17 protein-coding genes and 1 tRNA gene are annotated in these 15,224 nt (G+C 70.0%); 13 read left to right on the top strand and 5 right to left on the bottom strand.

Annotation, left to right across the window (positions count from 1 at the left end; translation table 11 throughout):
• Positions 1–927: 927 nt before the first annotated feature.
• Positions 928–1,731: an ATP-binding protein gene (locus LN042_RS32375; protein WP_230055007.1), complete on the bottom strand. Its 804-nt coding sequence runs from the start codon at positions 1,729–1,731 to the stop codon at positions 928–930.
• Between the two features lie 202 nt (positions 1,732–1,933).
• Here LN042_RS32375 and LN042_RS32370 point away from each other — a divergent pair, with 202 nt between their 5' ends.
• The 11 genes from LN042_RS32370 (at position 1,934) to LN042_RS32320 (ending at position 9,526) form a co-directional block, all read left to right on the top strand.
• Positions 1,934–2,248 carry a putative quinol monooxygenase gene (locus tag LN042_RS32370; RefSeq protein WP_230055006.1) on the top strand — a complete coding sequence of 105 codons (315 nt, stop codon included), beginning with the start codon at positions 1,934–1,936 and terminating at the stop codon, positions 2,246–2,248.
• Complete coding sequence (locus LN042_RS32365) at positions 2,229–3,452, top strand: helix-turn-helix domain-containing protein (RefSeq protein WP_230055005.1); 1,224 nt, start codon at positions 2,229–2,231, stop codon at positions 3,450–3,452. The genes LN042_RS32370 and LN042_RS32365 overlap by 20 nt, the downstream gene beginning before the upstream one ends.
• 325 nt (positions 3,453–3,777) lie before the next feature.
• Positions 3,778–4,128, top strand: coding sequence for an SCO3933 family regulatory protein (locus LN042_RS32360; protein ID WP_230055004.1), 351 nt, complete (start codon positions 3,778–3,780; stop codon positions 4,126–4,128).
• Position 4,129: 1 nt separating this feature from the next.
• Entirely contained in the window at positions 4,130–5,482 is a 1,353-nt protein-coding gene (locus LN042_RS32355; protein ID WP_230055003.1) for an FtsK/SpoIIIE domain-containing protein, read from the top strand.
• 74 nt (positions 5,483–5,556) lie between these two features.
• Positions 5,557–6,171, top strand: coding sequence for a DUF2637 domain-containing protein (locus LN042_RS32350; protein ID WP_230055002.1), 615 nt, complete (start codon positions 5,557–5,559; stop codon positions 6,169–6,171).
• Positions 6,172–6,185: 14 nt separating this feature from the next.
• Positions 6,186–6,371 (top strand): hypothetical protein, encoded by a 186-nt coding sequence (locus LN042_RS32345; RefSeq protein ID WP_230055001.1) that lies wholly within the window; start codon positions 6,186–6,188, stop codon positions 6,369–6,371.
• A 3-nt stretch (positions 6,372–6,374) separates the two neighbouring features.
• Positions 6,375–6,563 (top strand): mobile element transfer protein, encoded by a 189-nt coding sequence (locus LN042_RS32340; RefSeq protein WP_230055000.1) that lies wholly within the window; start codon positions 6,375–6,377, stop codon positions 6,561–6,563.
• A gap of 15 nt (positions 6,564–6,578) precedes the next feature.
• Positions 6,579–6,773 carry a hypothetical protein gene (locus tag LN042_RS32335; RefSeq protein ID WP_230054999.1) on the top strand — a complete coding sequence of 65 codons (195 nt, stop codon included), beginning with the start codon at positions 6,579–6,581 and terminating at the stop codon, positions 6,771–6,773.
• A complete protein-coding gene (locus LN042_RS32330) occupies positions 6,770–8,191 on the top strand; it encodes a replication initiator (protein ID WP_230054998.1) in 1,422 nt (473 codons plus the stop codon). The genes LN042_RS32335 and LN042_RS32330 overlap by 4 nt, the downstream gene beginning before the upstream one ends.
• Complete coding sequence (locus LN042_RS32325) at positions 8,184–8,366, top strand: helix-turn-helix transcriptional regulator (protein WP_308191901.1); 183 nt, start codon at positions 8,184–8,186, stop codon at positions 8,364–8,366. Before LN042_RS32330 ends, LN042_RS32325 begins: the two co-directional genes overlap by 8 nt.
• On the top strand, positions 8,366–9,526 hold the full coding sequence (locus tag LN042_RS32320; RefSeq protein WP_230054997.1) for a site-specific integrase: 1,161 nt from the start codon (positions 8,366–8,368) through the stop codon (positions 9,524–9,526). Before LN042_RS32325 ends, LN042_RS32320 begins: the two co-directional genes overlap by 1 nt.
• 84 nt (positions 9,527–9,610) lie before the next feature.
• On the opposite strand, the gene LN042_RS32315 is transcribed toward LN042_RS32320, so the two are convergent.
• Together LN042_RS32315 and LN042_RS32310 are read right to left on the bottom strand one after the other, a co-directional pair.
• A tRNA-Pro gene (locus tag LN042_RS32315) sits at positions 9,611–9,684 on the bottom strand.
• Positions 9,685–9,760: 76 nt separating this feature from the next.
• On the bottom strand, positions 9,761–10,705 hold the full coding sequence (locus LN042_RS32310) for a metallophosphoesterase (protein WP_230054996.1): 945 nt from the start codon (positions 10,703–10,705) through the stop codon (positions 9,761–9,763).
• Positions 10,706–12,121: 1,416 nt separating this feature from the next.
• Here LN042_RS32310 and LN042_RS32305 point away from each other — a divergent pair.
• Complete coding sequence (locus tag LN042_RS32305; RefSeq protein WP_230054995.1) at positions 12,122–13,330, top strand: M14 family zinc carboxypeptidase; 1,209 nt, start codon at positions 12,122–12,124, stop codon at positions 13,328–13,330.
• Positions 13,331–13,406: 76 nt separating this feature from the next.
• Here the strand turns inward: LN042_RS32305 and LN042_RS32300 are convergent, their stop codons facing one another.
• Positions 13,407–14,096: a PIN domain-containing protein gene (locus LN042_RS32300; protein WP_230054994.1), complete on the bottom strand. Its 690-nt coding sequence runs from the start codon at positions 14,094–14,096 to the stop codon at positions 13,407–13,409.
• Positions 14,097–14,099: 3 nt separating this feature from the next.
• On the bottom strand, positions 14,100–14,561 hold the full coding sequence (locus tag LN042_RS32295; RefSeq protein ID WP_230054993.1) for a helix-turn-helix domain-containing protein: 462 nt from the start codon (positions 14,559–14,561) through the stop codon (positions 14,100–14,102).
• A 151-nt stretch (positions 14,562–14,712) separates the two neighbouring features.
• Between LN042_RS32295 and LN042_RS32290 the strand changes: the two genes are divergently transcribed.
• Entirely contained in the window at positions 14,713–15,171 is a 459-nt protein-coding gene (locus LN042_RS32290) for a GatB/YqeY domain-containing protein (RefSeq protein ID WP_230054992.1), read from the top strand.
• Positions 15,172–15,224 lie beyond the last annotated feature (53 nt).

The following is a 15,224-nucleotide window of genomic DNA, read 5'->3' as shown; positions in this document are numbered from 1 at the left end:
CTAGAAGCTAACCGTCTTTTGGCCAGGCTGCTTTAGACCCGCTCTGAACAGGACACATGCAAGAGGGTCGTACAGTTCCAGCGCCACAAGAAGTAGGTGGAGGATCGTCTTCTGCTGAGCTGCGGGGCTGCTCATATGTGCAGCCGACTACTTCCCATATGAGAAGGCCTAGGCGAATAGAGTGTCGTGACTTCACGACACTTTTGGTGCCCATGGTTGGCCGAATCTCGTACGGTTACGGCCCTCTGCTGCGTGTGACGAGCGAGGTCGGACGGCTCTGACTGCTGTCTTACCTGGTCAGGGCCGGCTATCAAGGCTTTGCTCGGGCGGTAGGGGTGCGCGAGGGTCGCGCAGTTCAAGGGCGGCGAATGGTTTTGGCCGTGCCCTGTCGCTCTAGAACCTGCCGCACCTGCCTCCGGGGACGCCGCCAGCCTGTGAACGGCCCCGAGCCCCGAGGGCCTGTTCGGGATGCTGGACCGTAATCAGCCTGGCGACTGAGGCCAAGTGACGCTCGGCAAAGCGCACTGGCCGTCGGCCAGAATCCGGGCTGAGCGGGGTGGTTCCCTCCTCGATCGGGCAGCTTCGCCGCACCCGGGTTCTCCAGGGGCCGCCAAGGCTCACTCCGTGACGCTTGCGCTTGGCCTTGGCGGCCCCTGGAGGTTCCGGGTACGCCCTTGGGTGGCCGGTCGAGGAGGGGGCCGTCCCGCGACCCACCACGATCACCCCGTCGATGGTGCACCCGTGCGCCGGTCCCTGGTCCCCTCCGAGGAGGGCCGGGGTGTGGGGCAGCGCCCCACTTCTCTCTGCCGCACACGCGGCACCGCCGGGCGCCCGCCGGGAGCGGGGCGGAGACAGGAGCGACGGCGGGCGGCCGGGCGCGTGCCGCGCGGCGCTGTGCGCCGCGCCTTGAACCCGTAGAGAAGGTTGTTACTCAAACGCGCTGCAGCGCCTGGCCCTTGAGCACATGGGCTGGTAGGTGAGGACCGGTTTGCCCGGGGGCGGGAGCAACGGCAGGAAGATGACCGGTCGGGCCGTCCACTGGTGGTAGTCGTCCGAGTTGCCCGTGATGAGAGTAGAGGGCAGGCTACGGCGGAGGTCGTCGAGGGCCTTGGCGTGGTCGGTCTCGGCCCACTGGCGGAGCCGATCGAGCTCTGCGGCGTCGATCCCCAGATGTAGGGCCCTGACAGACTGACGGATCCAGCGGATCGCCGCCTCCGCGTTCCCCGTGCTGAAGGTATTCACCAGGTGCGGGCCCTTCTCGTCCGCCGGGCTCTGCACGTGGTGTTCGCAGCGGTATCCGTGCTGGGCGATGGAGGACGCGCTCTCGGAGGCCGACGGCTGGCCTTGTCGAGGGAGCCACAGTTCCGCAGTAACGGCCCGGCCGCGGTGGTCGCCTGAGATGGTGAACCGGTCGGCGAGCGTGGAGACGATGTCGAGGCCCCGGCCCCGGGTGCTGTCGTCCGCCGGGCGCTGGATGCGCGGGCTGCTGGTGCTGGTGCCCTGGTCGGTGACCGTGATCGCCACGCCGCGCTGTGCGAGGGTCAGGGCGACCTCGAAGGTACCCGTCCGGCTGCCGCTCTCGGTGTGCCGAAAGGCATTGGTGCTGAGCTCGCTGACGATCAGTTCGGCCTCCTCGGCGCGCGGGTGGTTGGTCAGAAGCTTCCGGACCCAACCCCGTACTGCGCTGAGCTCCCGGGGGTGGCCGGCGACGGTGCGTCGGTGAGTGGTCATGGCGCTCCTTTGCGGCGTTGACCTGCTCTGTTCTGCCCGGGCTGGCCGACCCACTGTCGCCGGAAGCCGTCGAGCAGTACATTTAGTACTAGCACCGTACTCAAGATGCGTGTACTACGAGTGCGGGTTCGCACTTTTCGTACGGTTAGCTGGTGCGGCGAGAGTGCTGCTGCTCAACTTCGCTACCGAGGAAGGAAGAACCATGTTCGGACTGATGGTGCGCTTCACCTGCAACGACGAGTCGGCGGCGGCCGCGTTCGACGAGCTGGTGGCGCGGACCGGTGAGCTGATCCGGGTCAACGAGCCCGGAACGGTGGTCTATGCGGTCCACCGGGTTGACGGCCGGCCGCTGGAGCGGATCTTCTACGAGCTCTATCGGGACCGCGCCGCCTTCGAGGAGCACGAGTCGAAGGATTATGTGAAGCACTTCCTCGCCAAGCGCGAGCAGTACCTTGCCGCCACCGAGGTCGACTGGCTTGACCTCGTGTCCGCCAAGGGTGTGGATCTTGAGCGCTGATTACGCGAAGGCGCTCGGGAAGAAGATCGCCTTCCATCGCAAGCGCCGCGGACTGTCGCAGAAGGAGTTCGCCCAGCTGCTCGGTCGCTCGGAAGCCTGGGTCTCCCAGGTGGAGCGGGGTGTACGCCGGATTGACCGCATGACCGTCCTGGAGATGGTCGCGGAGGTCCTGGACATCCCCGTTGCCGAGCTGGCAGCCGAGGCGCCGATCGTCGCAGCCGCGGCCGAGGGTGAGACGCCGGGCGCGAGTCGTCTGCGCCTGGTCCTCAGTGCCGCGCACTCGCTCAAGGCGATCCTCGGGCCGCATGCCGCGCCCGATGTGGAGGAACTGCGGGTCGAGGTCGATCGGGCCTGGTCGCTCGCCCATGGCGGCGGCTACGCAGACCTTGCAGAGCTCCTCGAAAGCCTGGTGCCCTCGCTGGAGTCGGCCGCCCGTTCCGTCCCGGAGGATCAACGCGCTGAGCTGTTCCGGTTGCTGGCGCGGATGTACCACGCATGTAGCGCCGCACTCTCCAACATGGGTGAGCCGGAGGCGGCCTGGATCGCCATCGACCGGTCCGTGGTGGCCGCGGAGCGCGCCGGCGATCCGCTGCTCATGGCGGCTGGTGAGTTCCGGCTCTCGATCGTCTTCCTTGGTGCTCGTCACTTTGCGCAGGCGGCCCAGGCCTCGGGCAGCGCCGCTGACGCACTCCGCCCGCTCGCGGACTCCGGTCAGGTGGAGGCCGTGGCGATGCGTGGGGCCCTGACCCTGCAACGTGCAGTCGCCGCCGCGCGCGCGAACCAGGCCGAGGCGGCGTACGAGCACCTGCGTGAGGCGCGCGAGATGGCCGCTTCAGTGGGCGAGGGACGCAACGACTACAACACCGAGTTCGGGCCGACCAACGTCGGTCTGCACGAGGTCGCCGTAGCGGTCGACCTTGGCGATGCCGGCATCGCCCTGCGGGCGGCGAGTGCCGTCGATCCGTCGGTGCTGTCCACCGAGCGCCAGACGAGGTTCCACATCGACGTGGCCAGGGCCTACGCGCAGCGCCGACAGCTCGATGACGCGGTAAACGAGCTGCTGACGGCACGTGGGCTCTCGCCGGAGATGTTCCGAGCCATGGCGATGGTGAAGCAGCTCGTGACCGACTTGCTGACCATGAGTCAGCCAATGTCGGATCAGCTCCGCGACCTGGCTCGCGAGTTGGGCGTACTGGAAGTATGAGCTGGTACCAAAAGTACTAGACAGTACTTGGAGTACGAGTTACTCTCGTTCCTGTCAGCATGCGCATCCCGCCTTCTGCGGGGCCTGTATGCGGACATGCGAACGCGCCGTGGCAGGAAGGCAGACCTGCCCCGGCGCGTCAGCGGCAAAGGGTCACACGAATGTTGGTGGCCTGAGCGGGAGGCAGCCCACTCAGGCTCGGTGCGTCGTTGGCACAACGCTTCTTGAGCGTATCGCGCCGAGTCCATATGCGGTCAACCTCCCGTTGCGTAGTCATTTGTCACTGACTGCACCCATTTGCGGTGCACGCAAGGGAGTACAGCTCATGCGTTCCATCCGTGTGGAGACCTCTGGCGCGACGGTCCTGCTGACCGAGGCGCCGGAGCAAAAGGTCCGCGATCGCCGGACGGGAGAAATCGCGACCGACACCGTGACCGGCGAGGTACTGATGACGGTCGGCGTCGTCTACATCGAGGACGGCGAGTCCTCGCTCCTCAAGGTCACCGTGCCGCAGTCCGGTGTCGGCGAGGGCCTGGCCCTCGGTGGCGCGGTCGCGCTGGTCGGCCTGGTGGCTCGCCCCTGGGAGCAGGTGTTCAACGGGCAGGCCCGGCACGGCATCGCCTACCGCGCAGCCGCCGTCACTCCGGCCATGTTCCCCGCCTCCATGGGGGCGTGAAGTGTCGAACCTGCTGACTCTGCTGGAGATCGGCGGTCCGACCCTCGCGGTCGGCGGTGGGGCCGCCTACCTCAAGGCACGCCATCCGAGCGCCTATTGGTGCACGGTCGGCCTGACCAGTACGACCGCCCGCCTGCTGGGCTCGTACGGCGCGGTGATGGATGCCTGCGGGCTCACCGTGGCGCCGTCCCGCCTGCGGGCTCTGGCCGTCCGGGCGACAACGCGCCGCGAGGTACGACCCGTTCCGCCCCGCCGGGGCGTCCTCCGACCCACCCTGACCGGGTTACGGCTTCGGCTGCGTCTCGCACCGGGACAGGAGCCGGCGGATGTCGCCGCCTCGGCGGAACGTCTCCGGCATGCCTGGGGCGTGCACGCGGTCTACGTGAGCGAGGTCAAGCCGGGCGTCGTTGACCTCCGGTTGGTGGGTTTCGACGTCCTGCGGCGCGTCCGGATGCCGCGAAAGGTGGCGGAGGGCTTCCTCAAGGTGCCGGTCGCCCTGCGCGAGGACGCGACTGCCTTCGTCCGCGACTACCGCGCCATCCCCCACCAACTCACTCTCGGGGCAACCCTGTCGGGCAAGTCCATGTTCCTCCGGCACCTGGTCGCCGGGCTCGCCCCGCAACCGGTTGCCCTGGTCGGCATCGACTGCAAGCGCGGTGTCGAACTGGCGCCGTTCGCTCCCCGACTCTCCGCGCTGGCCACCGACCCGGAACAGGCGGCCGAACTCCTGCCCACTCTGGTGGAGTTGATGGAGAGCCGCTATGACCAGATCCGCGCCCGCCAGGGCATAGCCTCAGACGTCCCGGACGAGGAGATCACCTCCGACGTCTGGGGCCTCCCCGAGGACGAGCGGCCTGTCCCGATCGTGCTTCTCGTGGACGAGGTGGCAGAGCTGTTCCTCGTCGCCACGCGCAAGGAAGAGGACCGGCGGGACGAGATGGTCACCCAGCTCATCCGGCTCGCCCAACTCGGCCGGGCTGCCGGCATCTACCTGGAGGTGTGCGGGCAGCGCTTCGGCGCCGAGTTGGGCAAGGGCGCCACCATGCTCCGCGCCCAGCTCACCGGCCGCGTGTGCCACCGGGTCAACGACGAAGCCTCGGCCAAGATGGCCCTCGGGGACATCTCCCCGGAGGCGGTCCTCGCGGCCTGCGCCATCGCTCCCGAGCGGCCCGGCCTGGCCGTCGTCGGGGACACCTCGGGCGGCTGGTCCCGCATCCGCACCCCCTACCTCTCTCTCGCTCGGGCCTGCGCCACCTGCGCCGCGAACTCCCACCTGGTCCCTGACATGCCGAAGCTCGACCGCTTCCGCCCCCGCGTCGCTGACGCTGTCCCGGCCGGCCTGAGCACGGCCTGACCCCTCCCCCACCCCGGTGGCGCGCCGTCCCGCGCCGAGTCCCTACCTCGTCACGCCCGAAAGGAGGCGTCCCCTTGCGTGCCCAACTGCGCCGCGTGGACGCCGTGTTGGTCCAGGCTGTGATCGCCGCGGCGCTGTCCTTCGCGCATCTGCACGACATCGCCGGAGCGGCCGGCCAGCACGGCTGGAAGGCCTGGGCCTACCCGGTCTCGGTCGACCTGTTGTTGGTCGCCGCCTGGCGTCGGATGCGCTCCGGGGCGAATCGGGCCTCCGGCTGGTGCTGGTTCCTCATCGCCCTTGCCGCATCCCTCGGCGCCAACATCGCCACCGCCGGACTCCTCGACGTGGCAGCTGTCCCGGCCTGGCTGCGCATCCTCGTCGCCGGGTGGCCCGCCGTGGCCTTCCTCGGCGGCACGCTCCTCGCCCACTCGGGCGCCACGACGCCCCAAGAGTCGATCGCAGCAATGGAGTCGACGGCGCCGGATGACGACAACCTGCCGTCCGTCGACGCGCCGCCCCTGCTCCCGGGACCAGCCCCGGTCGCTGTCCCGGCCGCCCTGGTCGAACACGCCCGCAAGGTCGCTGAACACCATCGAAACCAGACCGGAATGCCCATCGACGTGCCCACGCTGCGTGCCCGTCTCGGCATCCCCGCCCCGCTGGCCGAAGCCATCACCGCCCAGCTCTGACAGGAGATCCCACCATGCGCCCGTCCACCCTGCGCGCCTTGCAGCGCGCCGCCGAACTCACCCGCCGCAATCAGCTCGTCGCCGCGGTGGCCACCGCCGAACGCGCCATCCTCACCGCCGACGCCGAGGAGAGCGCCGAGATCCGCCAGTGGCTCACCGACCACACGGACGACTTCCTTACCGACCCCAGCGAGCGCTGACCCATGCCCAACCGCCGCTTCCGCAACGTGATCCGGATCGGTCCCGTCCAGGTCGCCACCTTCTACGACAGCCGGGGCCGCGAGAAGCACACCGCCGCCTGCACCGCGCCGCGCTGCGGCTTCTCCGCCGACTACGACTCGCGCGCCGCCGCCGAGCTCGCCGCCCGCACCCACCGCTGCCCCGCCCGCTGAAAGGACCGCCCAATCATGACCGTCAGCCTCCCCCTGGTCGTCGTCCTCGGCATCGTCGCCTGGACCGCGATCAAGTTCCTCGGCATCCGGGTCTGGGTCGCCGTCGTCATCGCCTTGTTCGGCTTCTACCTCGCCCACACCGTGCTCGCGCCCGCCGTGGAATCCGGCACACGGACCGGCGTCCAGATCGTGAACAGGGGCGGTAAGTGACCCTGCCGCCCGTCGCCGAGCTGGCCACCCTGGTCCAGCTCGGCACCCTGCCCGCCCTCGCCCGCCAACTCCAGGGCCTCGGTGGCTGCACCCACCCGGTCCGCCTCGACGGAGAGCGCACCGAGGTCAGCACCGCAACCGGCGAGATCCGACGCCACCTGGCCTCGACCGACCTGCCCGCCGGTCAACTCCTGGTCCGCTGCAACAACCGCCGGGCCACCCGCTGCACCGCCTGTGCCGAGACCTACCGCCGCGACACCTTCCACCTGATCACCGCCGGACTGCGCGGCGGCAAGGGCACGCCCGACCAAGTCGCCACGCACCCACGGGTGTTCGCCACCTTCACCGCGCCGTCCTTCGGGCCCGTCCACAACCGGCCGGCCAACAGCACCGGGCAGGTCCGTGCCTGCCGCTGCGGCACGCTTCACGGTCAGGACGCCCCCGAGCTCGGCACCCCGCTCAACCCCGACACCTACGACTACCGGGGCGCCGTCCTCTGGAACGCCCACTCAGGGGCGCTCTGGCGGCGCTTCTCCATCCACCTGCGCCGCGAGCTCGCCGCTCGGGCCGGGCTCACTCAACGGGCCTTCCGGCAGTACGCGCGGGTGTCCTTCGCCAAGGTCGCCGAGTACCAGCGCCGTGGCCTGGTCCACTTCCACGCCGTCATCCGGCTCGACGGGCCCGACGGCGGGTCGGACTGCCCGCCGCGCTGGGCCTCCACTCAGCTCCTCTCCGACGCCATCCGGGCCGCCGCCCGCCGGGCCGACATCCCCGGCCCGCTGGTCGACGGCCGGGAGTACCGCTTCGCCTTCGGCACCCAGCTCGACATCCGCCCCATCCGGACCGCCGAGTTTGCCGGCGGCTCGGAGCTGAGCGAACGCGCGGTCGCCGCCTACATCGCCAAGTACGCGACAAAGGGCGCCGAGACAGCGACGGGCACACTCGACAGCTCCCTGTGCTGCAAGCCGTGCGCGGGACGTGGTCGGCTCCCCACCGCCGCTGGCCTCACCACGCACTGCGACACCTGCGACGGCACAGGCCTGGCCCGCTCACTGGCCCACCTCGACATCCCCGAGCACGCCCGCCGCATGATCCGCACCTGCTGGACCCTCGGCGGCCGTCCTGAACTGGCCGATCTCCGGCTGCGGGCCTGGGCCCACATGCTCGGCTTCCGCGGCCACTTCTCCACCAAGACCCGCCGGTACTCGACCACCCTCGGCGCACTCCGCGAGGCTCGTGCCGACTGGCGTCGCGCTCAGGCCCCCGAACAGGGCCCCGCTGCAGCTACCCCAGATGAGACAACCCTCGTCCTCGCTCACTGGGCCTTCGCCGGTACTGGCCTGACCGCCGCGGAGGCCTGGCTTGCCGAAACTCTGCAACCCGCCCCCGGAACGGAAGGAGAACCCACCCGTGTCTGACGATGACCTGCTCACGGTCCCGGAGGTGATGGCTCGGCTCAAGCTCGGGCGCTCGGCGGTCTACGACCTGATCCGATGCAACCGGCTTGGCTCGATCAAGATCGGCAGGGCTCGCCGCGTCCCGTATGGCTCGTACCGGGCTTTTGTCGCGTCGCGGATGGAAGGGACGGCCTGATGGCCACGCGTCGTAGTCGGGGAGACGGCGGCCTCCACTGGGACGAGAAGCGCCAGCGCTGGATCGCGACGGCCAGTCTGGGCTTCGACCCGAGCGGCAAGCGCATCGTGAAGCGCGGCAGCGGCAAGACCAAGACCGAGGCCAAGAACAAGCTGAAGGAGATCCTTCGGGATCACGAGGACGGCTTGGCCATCGCGCCCACGAACTACACCGTCGAGAACGCGGTCAACGACTGGCTGATGTACGGGCTGGCCGGTCGGAACGAGGGGACGCTGACCAACCTCACCACGCTGAGCCGCACCCACGTCATCCCGTCACTCGGCGCCCGCAAGCTCCGGGATCTCAGCGCGGAGGACGTCGACAGGTGGCTCGCCCAGAAGTCCAAGACCCTGAGCACCCGCACGCTCCAAGCCCTGCACTCCTGCCTGAACCGCTCGGTCAAGCGCGCCATGGCCCGCGACAAGGTGAAGCGCAACGTGGTGGAGCTGTGCTCGGTCCCCACCGGGCAGCCCGGCCGGCCGTCGAAAGCGCTGACGTTCGCTCAGGCGGAAGCCATCCTCAAGGCGGCCGAGAAGACCTCGATGTACGCCTACATCGTTGTGTCCCTGCTCACAGGAGCCCGCACCGAGGAGCTTCGCCCGCTCACCTGGGACCACGTCTTCCTGAAGGGCCAGCCGGACGCCGACCCGCCGGTGCCACCCCACATGGCGGTGTGGCGCTCGGTGCGGGCTACGGGGGACACCAAGACCCGGAAGTCCCGCCGCACCCTGGCCCTGCCGGCGCGCTGCGTCGAGGCATTGTGGGATCACTGGGTCGACCAGGGCTGGGACCGTTACGCAGCCGACGACAAGTGGGAGGAGAACAACCTCGTCTTCCACTCCGACGTGGGCAAGCAGCTCGACCCCTCGCACGTCCGCCGCGCGTTCCGCACCGCCATCGCAAAGGCCGAAGGGGTGAATGCCGCCGAATGGACGCCCCATGAGCTACGTCACAGCTTCGTCTCGCTGCTCTCCGACAGCGGGGTGCCGCTGGAAGAGATCTCACGGCTCGTCGGGCACTCCAGCACGGCCGTGACCGAGGAGGTCTACCGGAAGCAGATCCGCCCGGTGATCCAGACCGGCGCCGTGGTCATGGACGACCTGTTCCAGCAGGGGTCCTGAGCGATAGTCACGCAGTTAGTCACGCACAACGAGGAAGGGCCCTACCGGATCTCTCCGGCAGGGCCCTTGCCTGCTACTACTGGGTCGGGGTGGCGGGATTTGAACCCACGGCCTCTTCGTCCCGAACGAAGCGCGCTACCAAGCTGCGCCACACCCCGGTCTTGCGGTTTGTCGCTCCGTCTCCTTCGCGACGAGTAGAACTCTACCCGACGCAGGTCAGGAGACGAAATCCGGTTAGCGGGGCCGTGGGGTCAGGGTCATCAGGGTGGCCTCCGGGGGGCAGGCGAAGCGGACGGGGGTGTAGCGATTGGTGCCGCAGCCGGCGGAGACGTGCAGGTAGGACTGGCGGCCGCCGGCGCGGTGGGTGGAGAGACCCTTGACCCGCTTGGCGTCCAGGTCGCAGTTGGTGACCAGGGCGCCGTAGAAGGGGATGCAGAGCTGGCCGCCGTGGGTGTGACCGGCCAGGATCAGCGGGTAGCCGTCGGCAGTGAAGGCGTCCAGGCTGCGCAGGTACGGCGCGTGCACCACGCCGATCGACAGGTCGGCGTCGGCGGACGGGCCGCCGGCCACCGCCGCGTAGCGGTCGCGGCGGATGTGCGGGTCGTCCAGTCCGGTGAACTCGAGGTCCAGGCCGGCCAGCGCGAGGCGGCCGCGGGTGTTGGTCAGGTCGACCCAGCCGGCGGCGTCGAATCCGTCGCGCAGCTTCTCCCACGGGTTGTGGACGGCGCCGGTGATGCCGGGCCGGCCGGTGCCGTCGGCGTTGTTGAGGCCGTGGTTGCCGGAGGCCAGCGCCTTCAGGTAGCGGGTAGGGCTCTTGCGGGCCGGGCCGTAGTAGTCGTTGGAACCGAAGACGTAGACGCCGGGGAACTCCATCAGCGGGCCGAGCGCGTCCAGCGCGGACGGCACGCCCAGGGGGTCGGAGAGGTTGTCACCGGTGTTGACCACCAGGTCCGGCCGCAGCCCGGCCAGACTTTGCAGCCAGCGCTGCTTCTTGCGCTGCCCGGTCACCATGTGGATGTCCGAGACGTGCAGTACCCGTAGCGGCTTGGCCCCGTGGGGGAGGACCGGGACGTCCACCCGGCGCAGCCGGAATGCGCGGACTTCGTACCCGGCGGAGTAGGCGAGTGTGGCGGCGCCGGTCGCGGCGACCGCGAGCGGGACGGAGTACAGCTTTCGCATCGGTCCATGGTCGCAGACCGGTTCGGTTCCGGTGAACCTGGCCTTGGCTCGGGGGCGGGCGCGACGGGAGATTGGTACGGGACTGCGTGGGGTCGGCACCCGCTCACGCACCGTCAGCTGACGTCGAGCCACTGCCCGCGCTTCCGCCGCTGTCGGGAGCGGCACCTCTCGGTGCGGTGCCCACGGGGCCCGGGGCGCTGCCGGGGAGGAACGGCACTGCCGGCCCCCGTCGAGCCGCTGGCGCAGGGGGGAGCGGGGCCGATCCGGTGTGCGGCGGGCCGGCGGGCACGGCGGGCCGGCGGATGGTGGGGCCGGTGGGCCCGGTGACCAGGGCCAGGAGACGCAGGCGGAGCATCGCGCGGACCACCAGCACGGCCCTTGCCCGGCCGGCCCCGCAGCTGCGCCACCGGCAGGGCCGGCCGGGTTCCGTCGTGGCCGACCCGCGGCGCGGCGGCAGCCGGGCGGACCGAGGCGCCGGGAGCTGACCTCGCTCGTCGCGGGAGGGCCGCCCGGCCGGTGATCACCTCGTCGCCAGAGGGTCCCCGGCCGATGATCACTCGTCGCCGTCTGGGCGGGAGGTCGGCTCGCGCCGGATGACCACGGCGCCACCGGTGAGCGCGGTGATCCCGCTCGGGCACCTCGGCCGGGCCGGCGCGATCGCCGCAGGCCGGCGGTCCGGGCGGTCCTGGCGGCGCGGGATCCGCTGCCGAACGGTGACGTCCGGGGCACCGAGGGTGATCCGGCAGCGGAAGCCGGGGTCCAGCGGGGCCCGGTGAACAGCGCCAGGCCGGGTGTGCGATCGGCGGCCCGCAGGGACCTCCGGTGGGGGCGGTGGCAGGGTTGCACGGCATCCAGGGCGAGGGCACCGCCTCCTCCTGGCCGGGGTCGGCCCCCAGACCCCGGCGGACCGCTTCGTCGGCGCGCAGGCACTCCCCGCAGAAGCCCCGGCGGTGCCGAGCCGGCAGTGGTGGCCGCCGTCGCTGACCGGTCGGAATCCGGCTTGCCTCGGCTGATCCGTGGCATCGTCCACCTCGCGGCTCAACTCCCGCAGTACCAATGGGTGCTTGACACAGGAATCAAGGTGTCGTGGACTACTGACGGGACGACACACCTGATGCGAGGGTGTCATGGTGTCGTGGCGGCGATCGAGGTCAGGCCGCTCGCCATGGAGCAGGCAGCCGGGGCGATGGCGAGAGGCCAGGACGTCTGATTGCCTCGGTCGTGCGTCAAGGCGACGCTGCCGAAGCGGAGTTGAAGCCGACGCTCCGGTGGCCGAGGGCCCACCTGTGCGGCACTTGGGGCGAGAGGAGGGGCGTTCTGTCCGCCATCGATGTCTCGACCGAAGCGGGCCGCGCAGTGGCCCAGTACGACCGGTACCCGACGCTGAAGCAAGCCGAGGCAGCAGCAGGTGAGTTGGTGTCCCGATGGCCGGAACGCTGCCGACTGCGCACCGTCGGCACCTCACGCGCCGGGCGACCGCTGCGGCTGCTGTCCATCGGTGCGGCGCGCGAGCAGGTGCTGGTGGTGGCCGGCGCACATGCCAACGAATCGCGGCTTGGCGGAGCCTCCATCGTGGAACTGGCCCAGCGGGTGCTGGCTGATCAGGCCCAACCCGCCGAGGTCACCTGGAACTTCCTGCTCTGCCTGGACCCGGACGGCGCCCAGCTGGCCGAGAGCCAGACCTGCGACCCGCGCCAACCCCTCGACCACTTCCGGTACTTCTACCGGCAGGCGGCGGACGAGCAGCCGGAGTGGGCCCCGTCGGTCGGACGGACACTGCCGGAGACCCGGGCGCTGCTCGACCTGATCGACGAGCTGCGCCCGTTCGTGCAGTGCTCGCTGCACAACAGCGAGATGGGCGGCACCTTCGTCCAGGAGACCGGTGACATCCCGGGCTTGGCCGAGGAGCTCGCCAAGTCGGCTGCCGAGTTGGGGATCCCACTGGATCTCGGCGTCTATGACGCGCTCTACTGGCCGAGTCCGGGCCCTGGCGTCTACCTGATGCCGGAGGTGGCCGAGGTCGAACACTCCCAGGCCTCCTCCTGGGCGGTCGGAACCACCACCTGGCACGCGCCGAGCCGTTACGGCGGGGTCACCGCGATCGTCGAGGTCCCGCTCTGGCCCACCGAACGGGTGGCCACCACGGAGCTGGTCGCCGATCCTGCGCCGAGCCTGGTTGCCGCAGCCGAGCAGCTGCGGCAACGCGGCCGACTGGTCCATGAGTTCCACGCCACCGCCGCCCGGCTTCTGGGGCACGGGGACTCGCCGCTGCTGCGCAGCGTCGCGCAGATGCTGCCGGTCTTCCAACCGCTCGCCGACGAGTGGGACCCGCGGGTACCGCAGCCGGGGGCGCCGCCGCTGCCGCCGATGACCGGTGCCCGGCTGGCCGGCATCGAGGCGTGGGCGCACTGCGTGCCGCTGCGGGCCGTGGCGATGCTGCACCGGGCCCTGGCACCGCTCCGGGGCGGAGCCGACGAGCTGCACGGACGGCTGGCCGGCCTGGTCGCGGCCTGGTGCGCCGAGTACCAGGACTGCCTGCGCGGCAGCTGGCTATCGGTCGGGCGGCAGGTGGAGCAGCAGGTCCGGATCGTGCAGGCAGCGGTGCGGCTCGCGCGACGGCGGTGACCGCCCGCTCGGTCAGCCCGCCGGCCACAGTGCGTGAGCGCCCGCTCGGTCCAGCCCGCCCGTGGTGCCTGAAAGCTTATTCATGGGCGGATCGGGGGCCGGGATGTGAGGATTGCCCCATGACAACAGTCAAGCGATCCTCGGATACATGAGCGTGGTGTGATTCGAGGCTTCTGTGCCAGCCCGGGAGTGGGGCGGAGGCTTCACAGCGCTGGCGCGGGACCTGAACGCAGGGCTGCGGCTGACTCGATGAGTCCGGACGCTCGAGTTGGGTGAGGACGTCCTCGAAGGTCACTGGAGGATTCCGTCGGGCAGCGGCGATCTCCTGGGCACAGGAGTAGACGACCCGCTCGTCCAGACCGATGAGATCGAGGACGAAATCATCTGGTGACTTCGCTTCGACGTTCCACTGGTCCAGGCAACTGGCCGGGAAGTCCTTGAGGTTGGATGTCACGATGACCTGGGCACCCGCCCTGATGGCCGTGGCCAGAACGTGGCGGTCGTCAGGATCGGGGAGCTTCAGGCCTTCCATCAAGGGCTCGTGGCCGCTGACCAGGCAGTCCCGGACTGCGAGGTTCATCAGCTCGCGCAAGCGGCGCCGTTTCGCCTCGTCCGGTACCTTGCCGGCAAGTGCCCGGTCCACCTCGTCGAGGATCTGTTCGGTCCACTTCGCCTGGACCATGCCGGCTCGCGCGACACGGATCAGGAGATCGCGCAGCGTGTTGGGGTACAGCACGCACGCGTCGTAGACGACAACGAACGCCATGGTTCAGTCCAGCCCCAGCTCCTGGTCGAGGCGCGTGAGTTCGTCGGCCGCATCATTGCGCCTGCGGTCGTCCTCGCGCTGGTAGGCCACCAGGTCGTCGAAACGAACCCTCCGGTGGCGGCCGACGAGCCGGAACGGGATCTCGCCTCGCTCCAGCAGTCCGATCAGGTAGGGGCGGGAGACGTTCAGCATCTCCGCGGCCACCTGGGTCGAGACCTCGGCATTGACTGGGAGCAGCTGGACGCCTTGGCCGCCCGCCAGGGCGGCGAGGATCGCAGCGAACATCTCCACCGTCGGCCGAGGGAGCACCAGGACGTCGCCGCCGGTCTCGGTGTGGATCCGTACGTCTTCATCGGGCCGGGTGGTGTGAGCCAGGTAGTCCTTGATCCTCCGCAGCGCTCGGGCTGCCGTCTCGGCGTCTACTGTGCCAGGGGCGATCTTCCGGCCCTCAGTGATCGAGGTCATCAGCGGTCCTCCTCGGTGTAATTGAAGTATTCGCAATATCCGAAGCATCTGCAAGATGGTTCACCCGGGCGGGTGGACGGTGCTCGGGGCTCATGGGCGAGCACGCCCAAATTCGGCGGCGGGGAAAGACTCCACCTGCGAAGATTCAGGAATGACAACGCTCAAGGAGCGGCTGCGGGACGACCTGACGGCTGCCATCAAGGCCCGGAACGAGTTGCGCTCGTCCACACTTCGGCTGACCCTGGCAGCCGTCTCGGCAGCCGAGGTGGCGGGCGAGGAGAAGCGCGAGCTCAGCGACGACGAGGTGCGCCTGGTGGTGCAGGGCGAGGCGAAGAAGCGGCGGGACGCCGCGGACGCCTTCGCCAAGGCCGGCCGGGCCGAGCAGGCCGAGCGGGAGCGGGCCGAGGGCGCGGTGCTCGCGGAGTTCCTCCCGCAGCAGCTCAGTGATGAGGAGCTGGCGGCGATCGTGGCCGCCGCGGTGGCCGAGAGCGGCGCGACCGGTCCGCAGGGCATGGGCGCGGTGATGAAGTTGGTCCGGCCGAAGGTCGAGGGCGTCGCGGAGGGTGGCCGGGTGGCTGCCGCGGTGAAGGCCGCACTGGCCGCGAAGTAGCTCCTGGGCGGAGCCGCCTGAGCGGAGCCCCTGGGCGGAGCCGCCTGAGCGGA

The organism is Kitasatospora humi, from assembly GCF_020907985.1.
Lineage (GTDB): Bacteria > Actinomycetota > Actinomycetes > Streptomycetales > Streptomycetaceae > Kitasatospora > Kitasatospora humi.
This window is presented reverse-complemented; position numbering and strand designations above follow the sequence as displayed.

Coding starts and splice junctions, on each gene's coding strand:
- LN042_RS32375 (WP_230055007.1), bottom strand. CDS start 1,731: ATGACCACTCACCGACGCACCGTCGCCGGCCACCCCCGGGAGCTCAGC.
- LN042_RS32370 (WP_230055006.1), top strand. CDS start 1,934: ATGTTCGGACTGATGGTGCGCTTCACCTGCAACGACGAGTCGGCGGCG.
- LN042_RS32360 (WP_230055004.1), top strand. CDS start 3,778: ATGCGTTCCATCCGTGTGGAGACCTCTGGCGCGACGGTCCTGCTGACC.
- LN042_RS32345 (WP_230055001.1), top strand. CDS start 6,186: ATGCGCCCGTCCACCCTGCGCGCCTTGCAGCGCGCCGCCGAACTCACC.
- LN042_RS32340 (WP_230055000.1), top strand. CDS start 6,375: ATGCCCAACCGCCGCTTCCGCAACGTGATCCGGATCGGTCCCGTCCAG.
- LN042_RS32335 (WP_230054999.1), top strand. CDS start 6,579: ATGACCGTCAGCCTCCCCCTGGTCGTCGTCCTCGGCATCGTCGCCTGG.
- LN042_RS32320 (WP_230054997.1), top strand. CDS start 8,366: ATGGCCACGCGTCGTAGTCGGGGAGACGGCGGCCTCCACTGGGACGAG.
- LN042_RS32310 (WP_230054996.1), bottom strand. CDS start 10,705: ATGCGAAAGCTGTACTCCGTCCCGCTCGCGGTCGCCGCGACCGGCGCC.
- LN042_RS32300 (WP_230054994.1), bottom strand. CDS start 14,096: ATGGCGTTCGTTGTCGTCTACGACGCGTGCGTGCTGTACCCCAACACG.
- LN042_RS32295 (WP_230054993.1), bottom strand. CDS start 14,561: ATGACCTCGATCACTGAGGGCCGGAAGATCGCCCCTGGCACAGTAGAC.
- LN042_RS32290 (WP_230054992.1), top strand. CDS start 14,713: ATGACAACGCTCAAGGAGCGGCTGCGGGACGACCTGACGGCTGCCATC.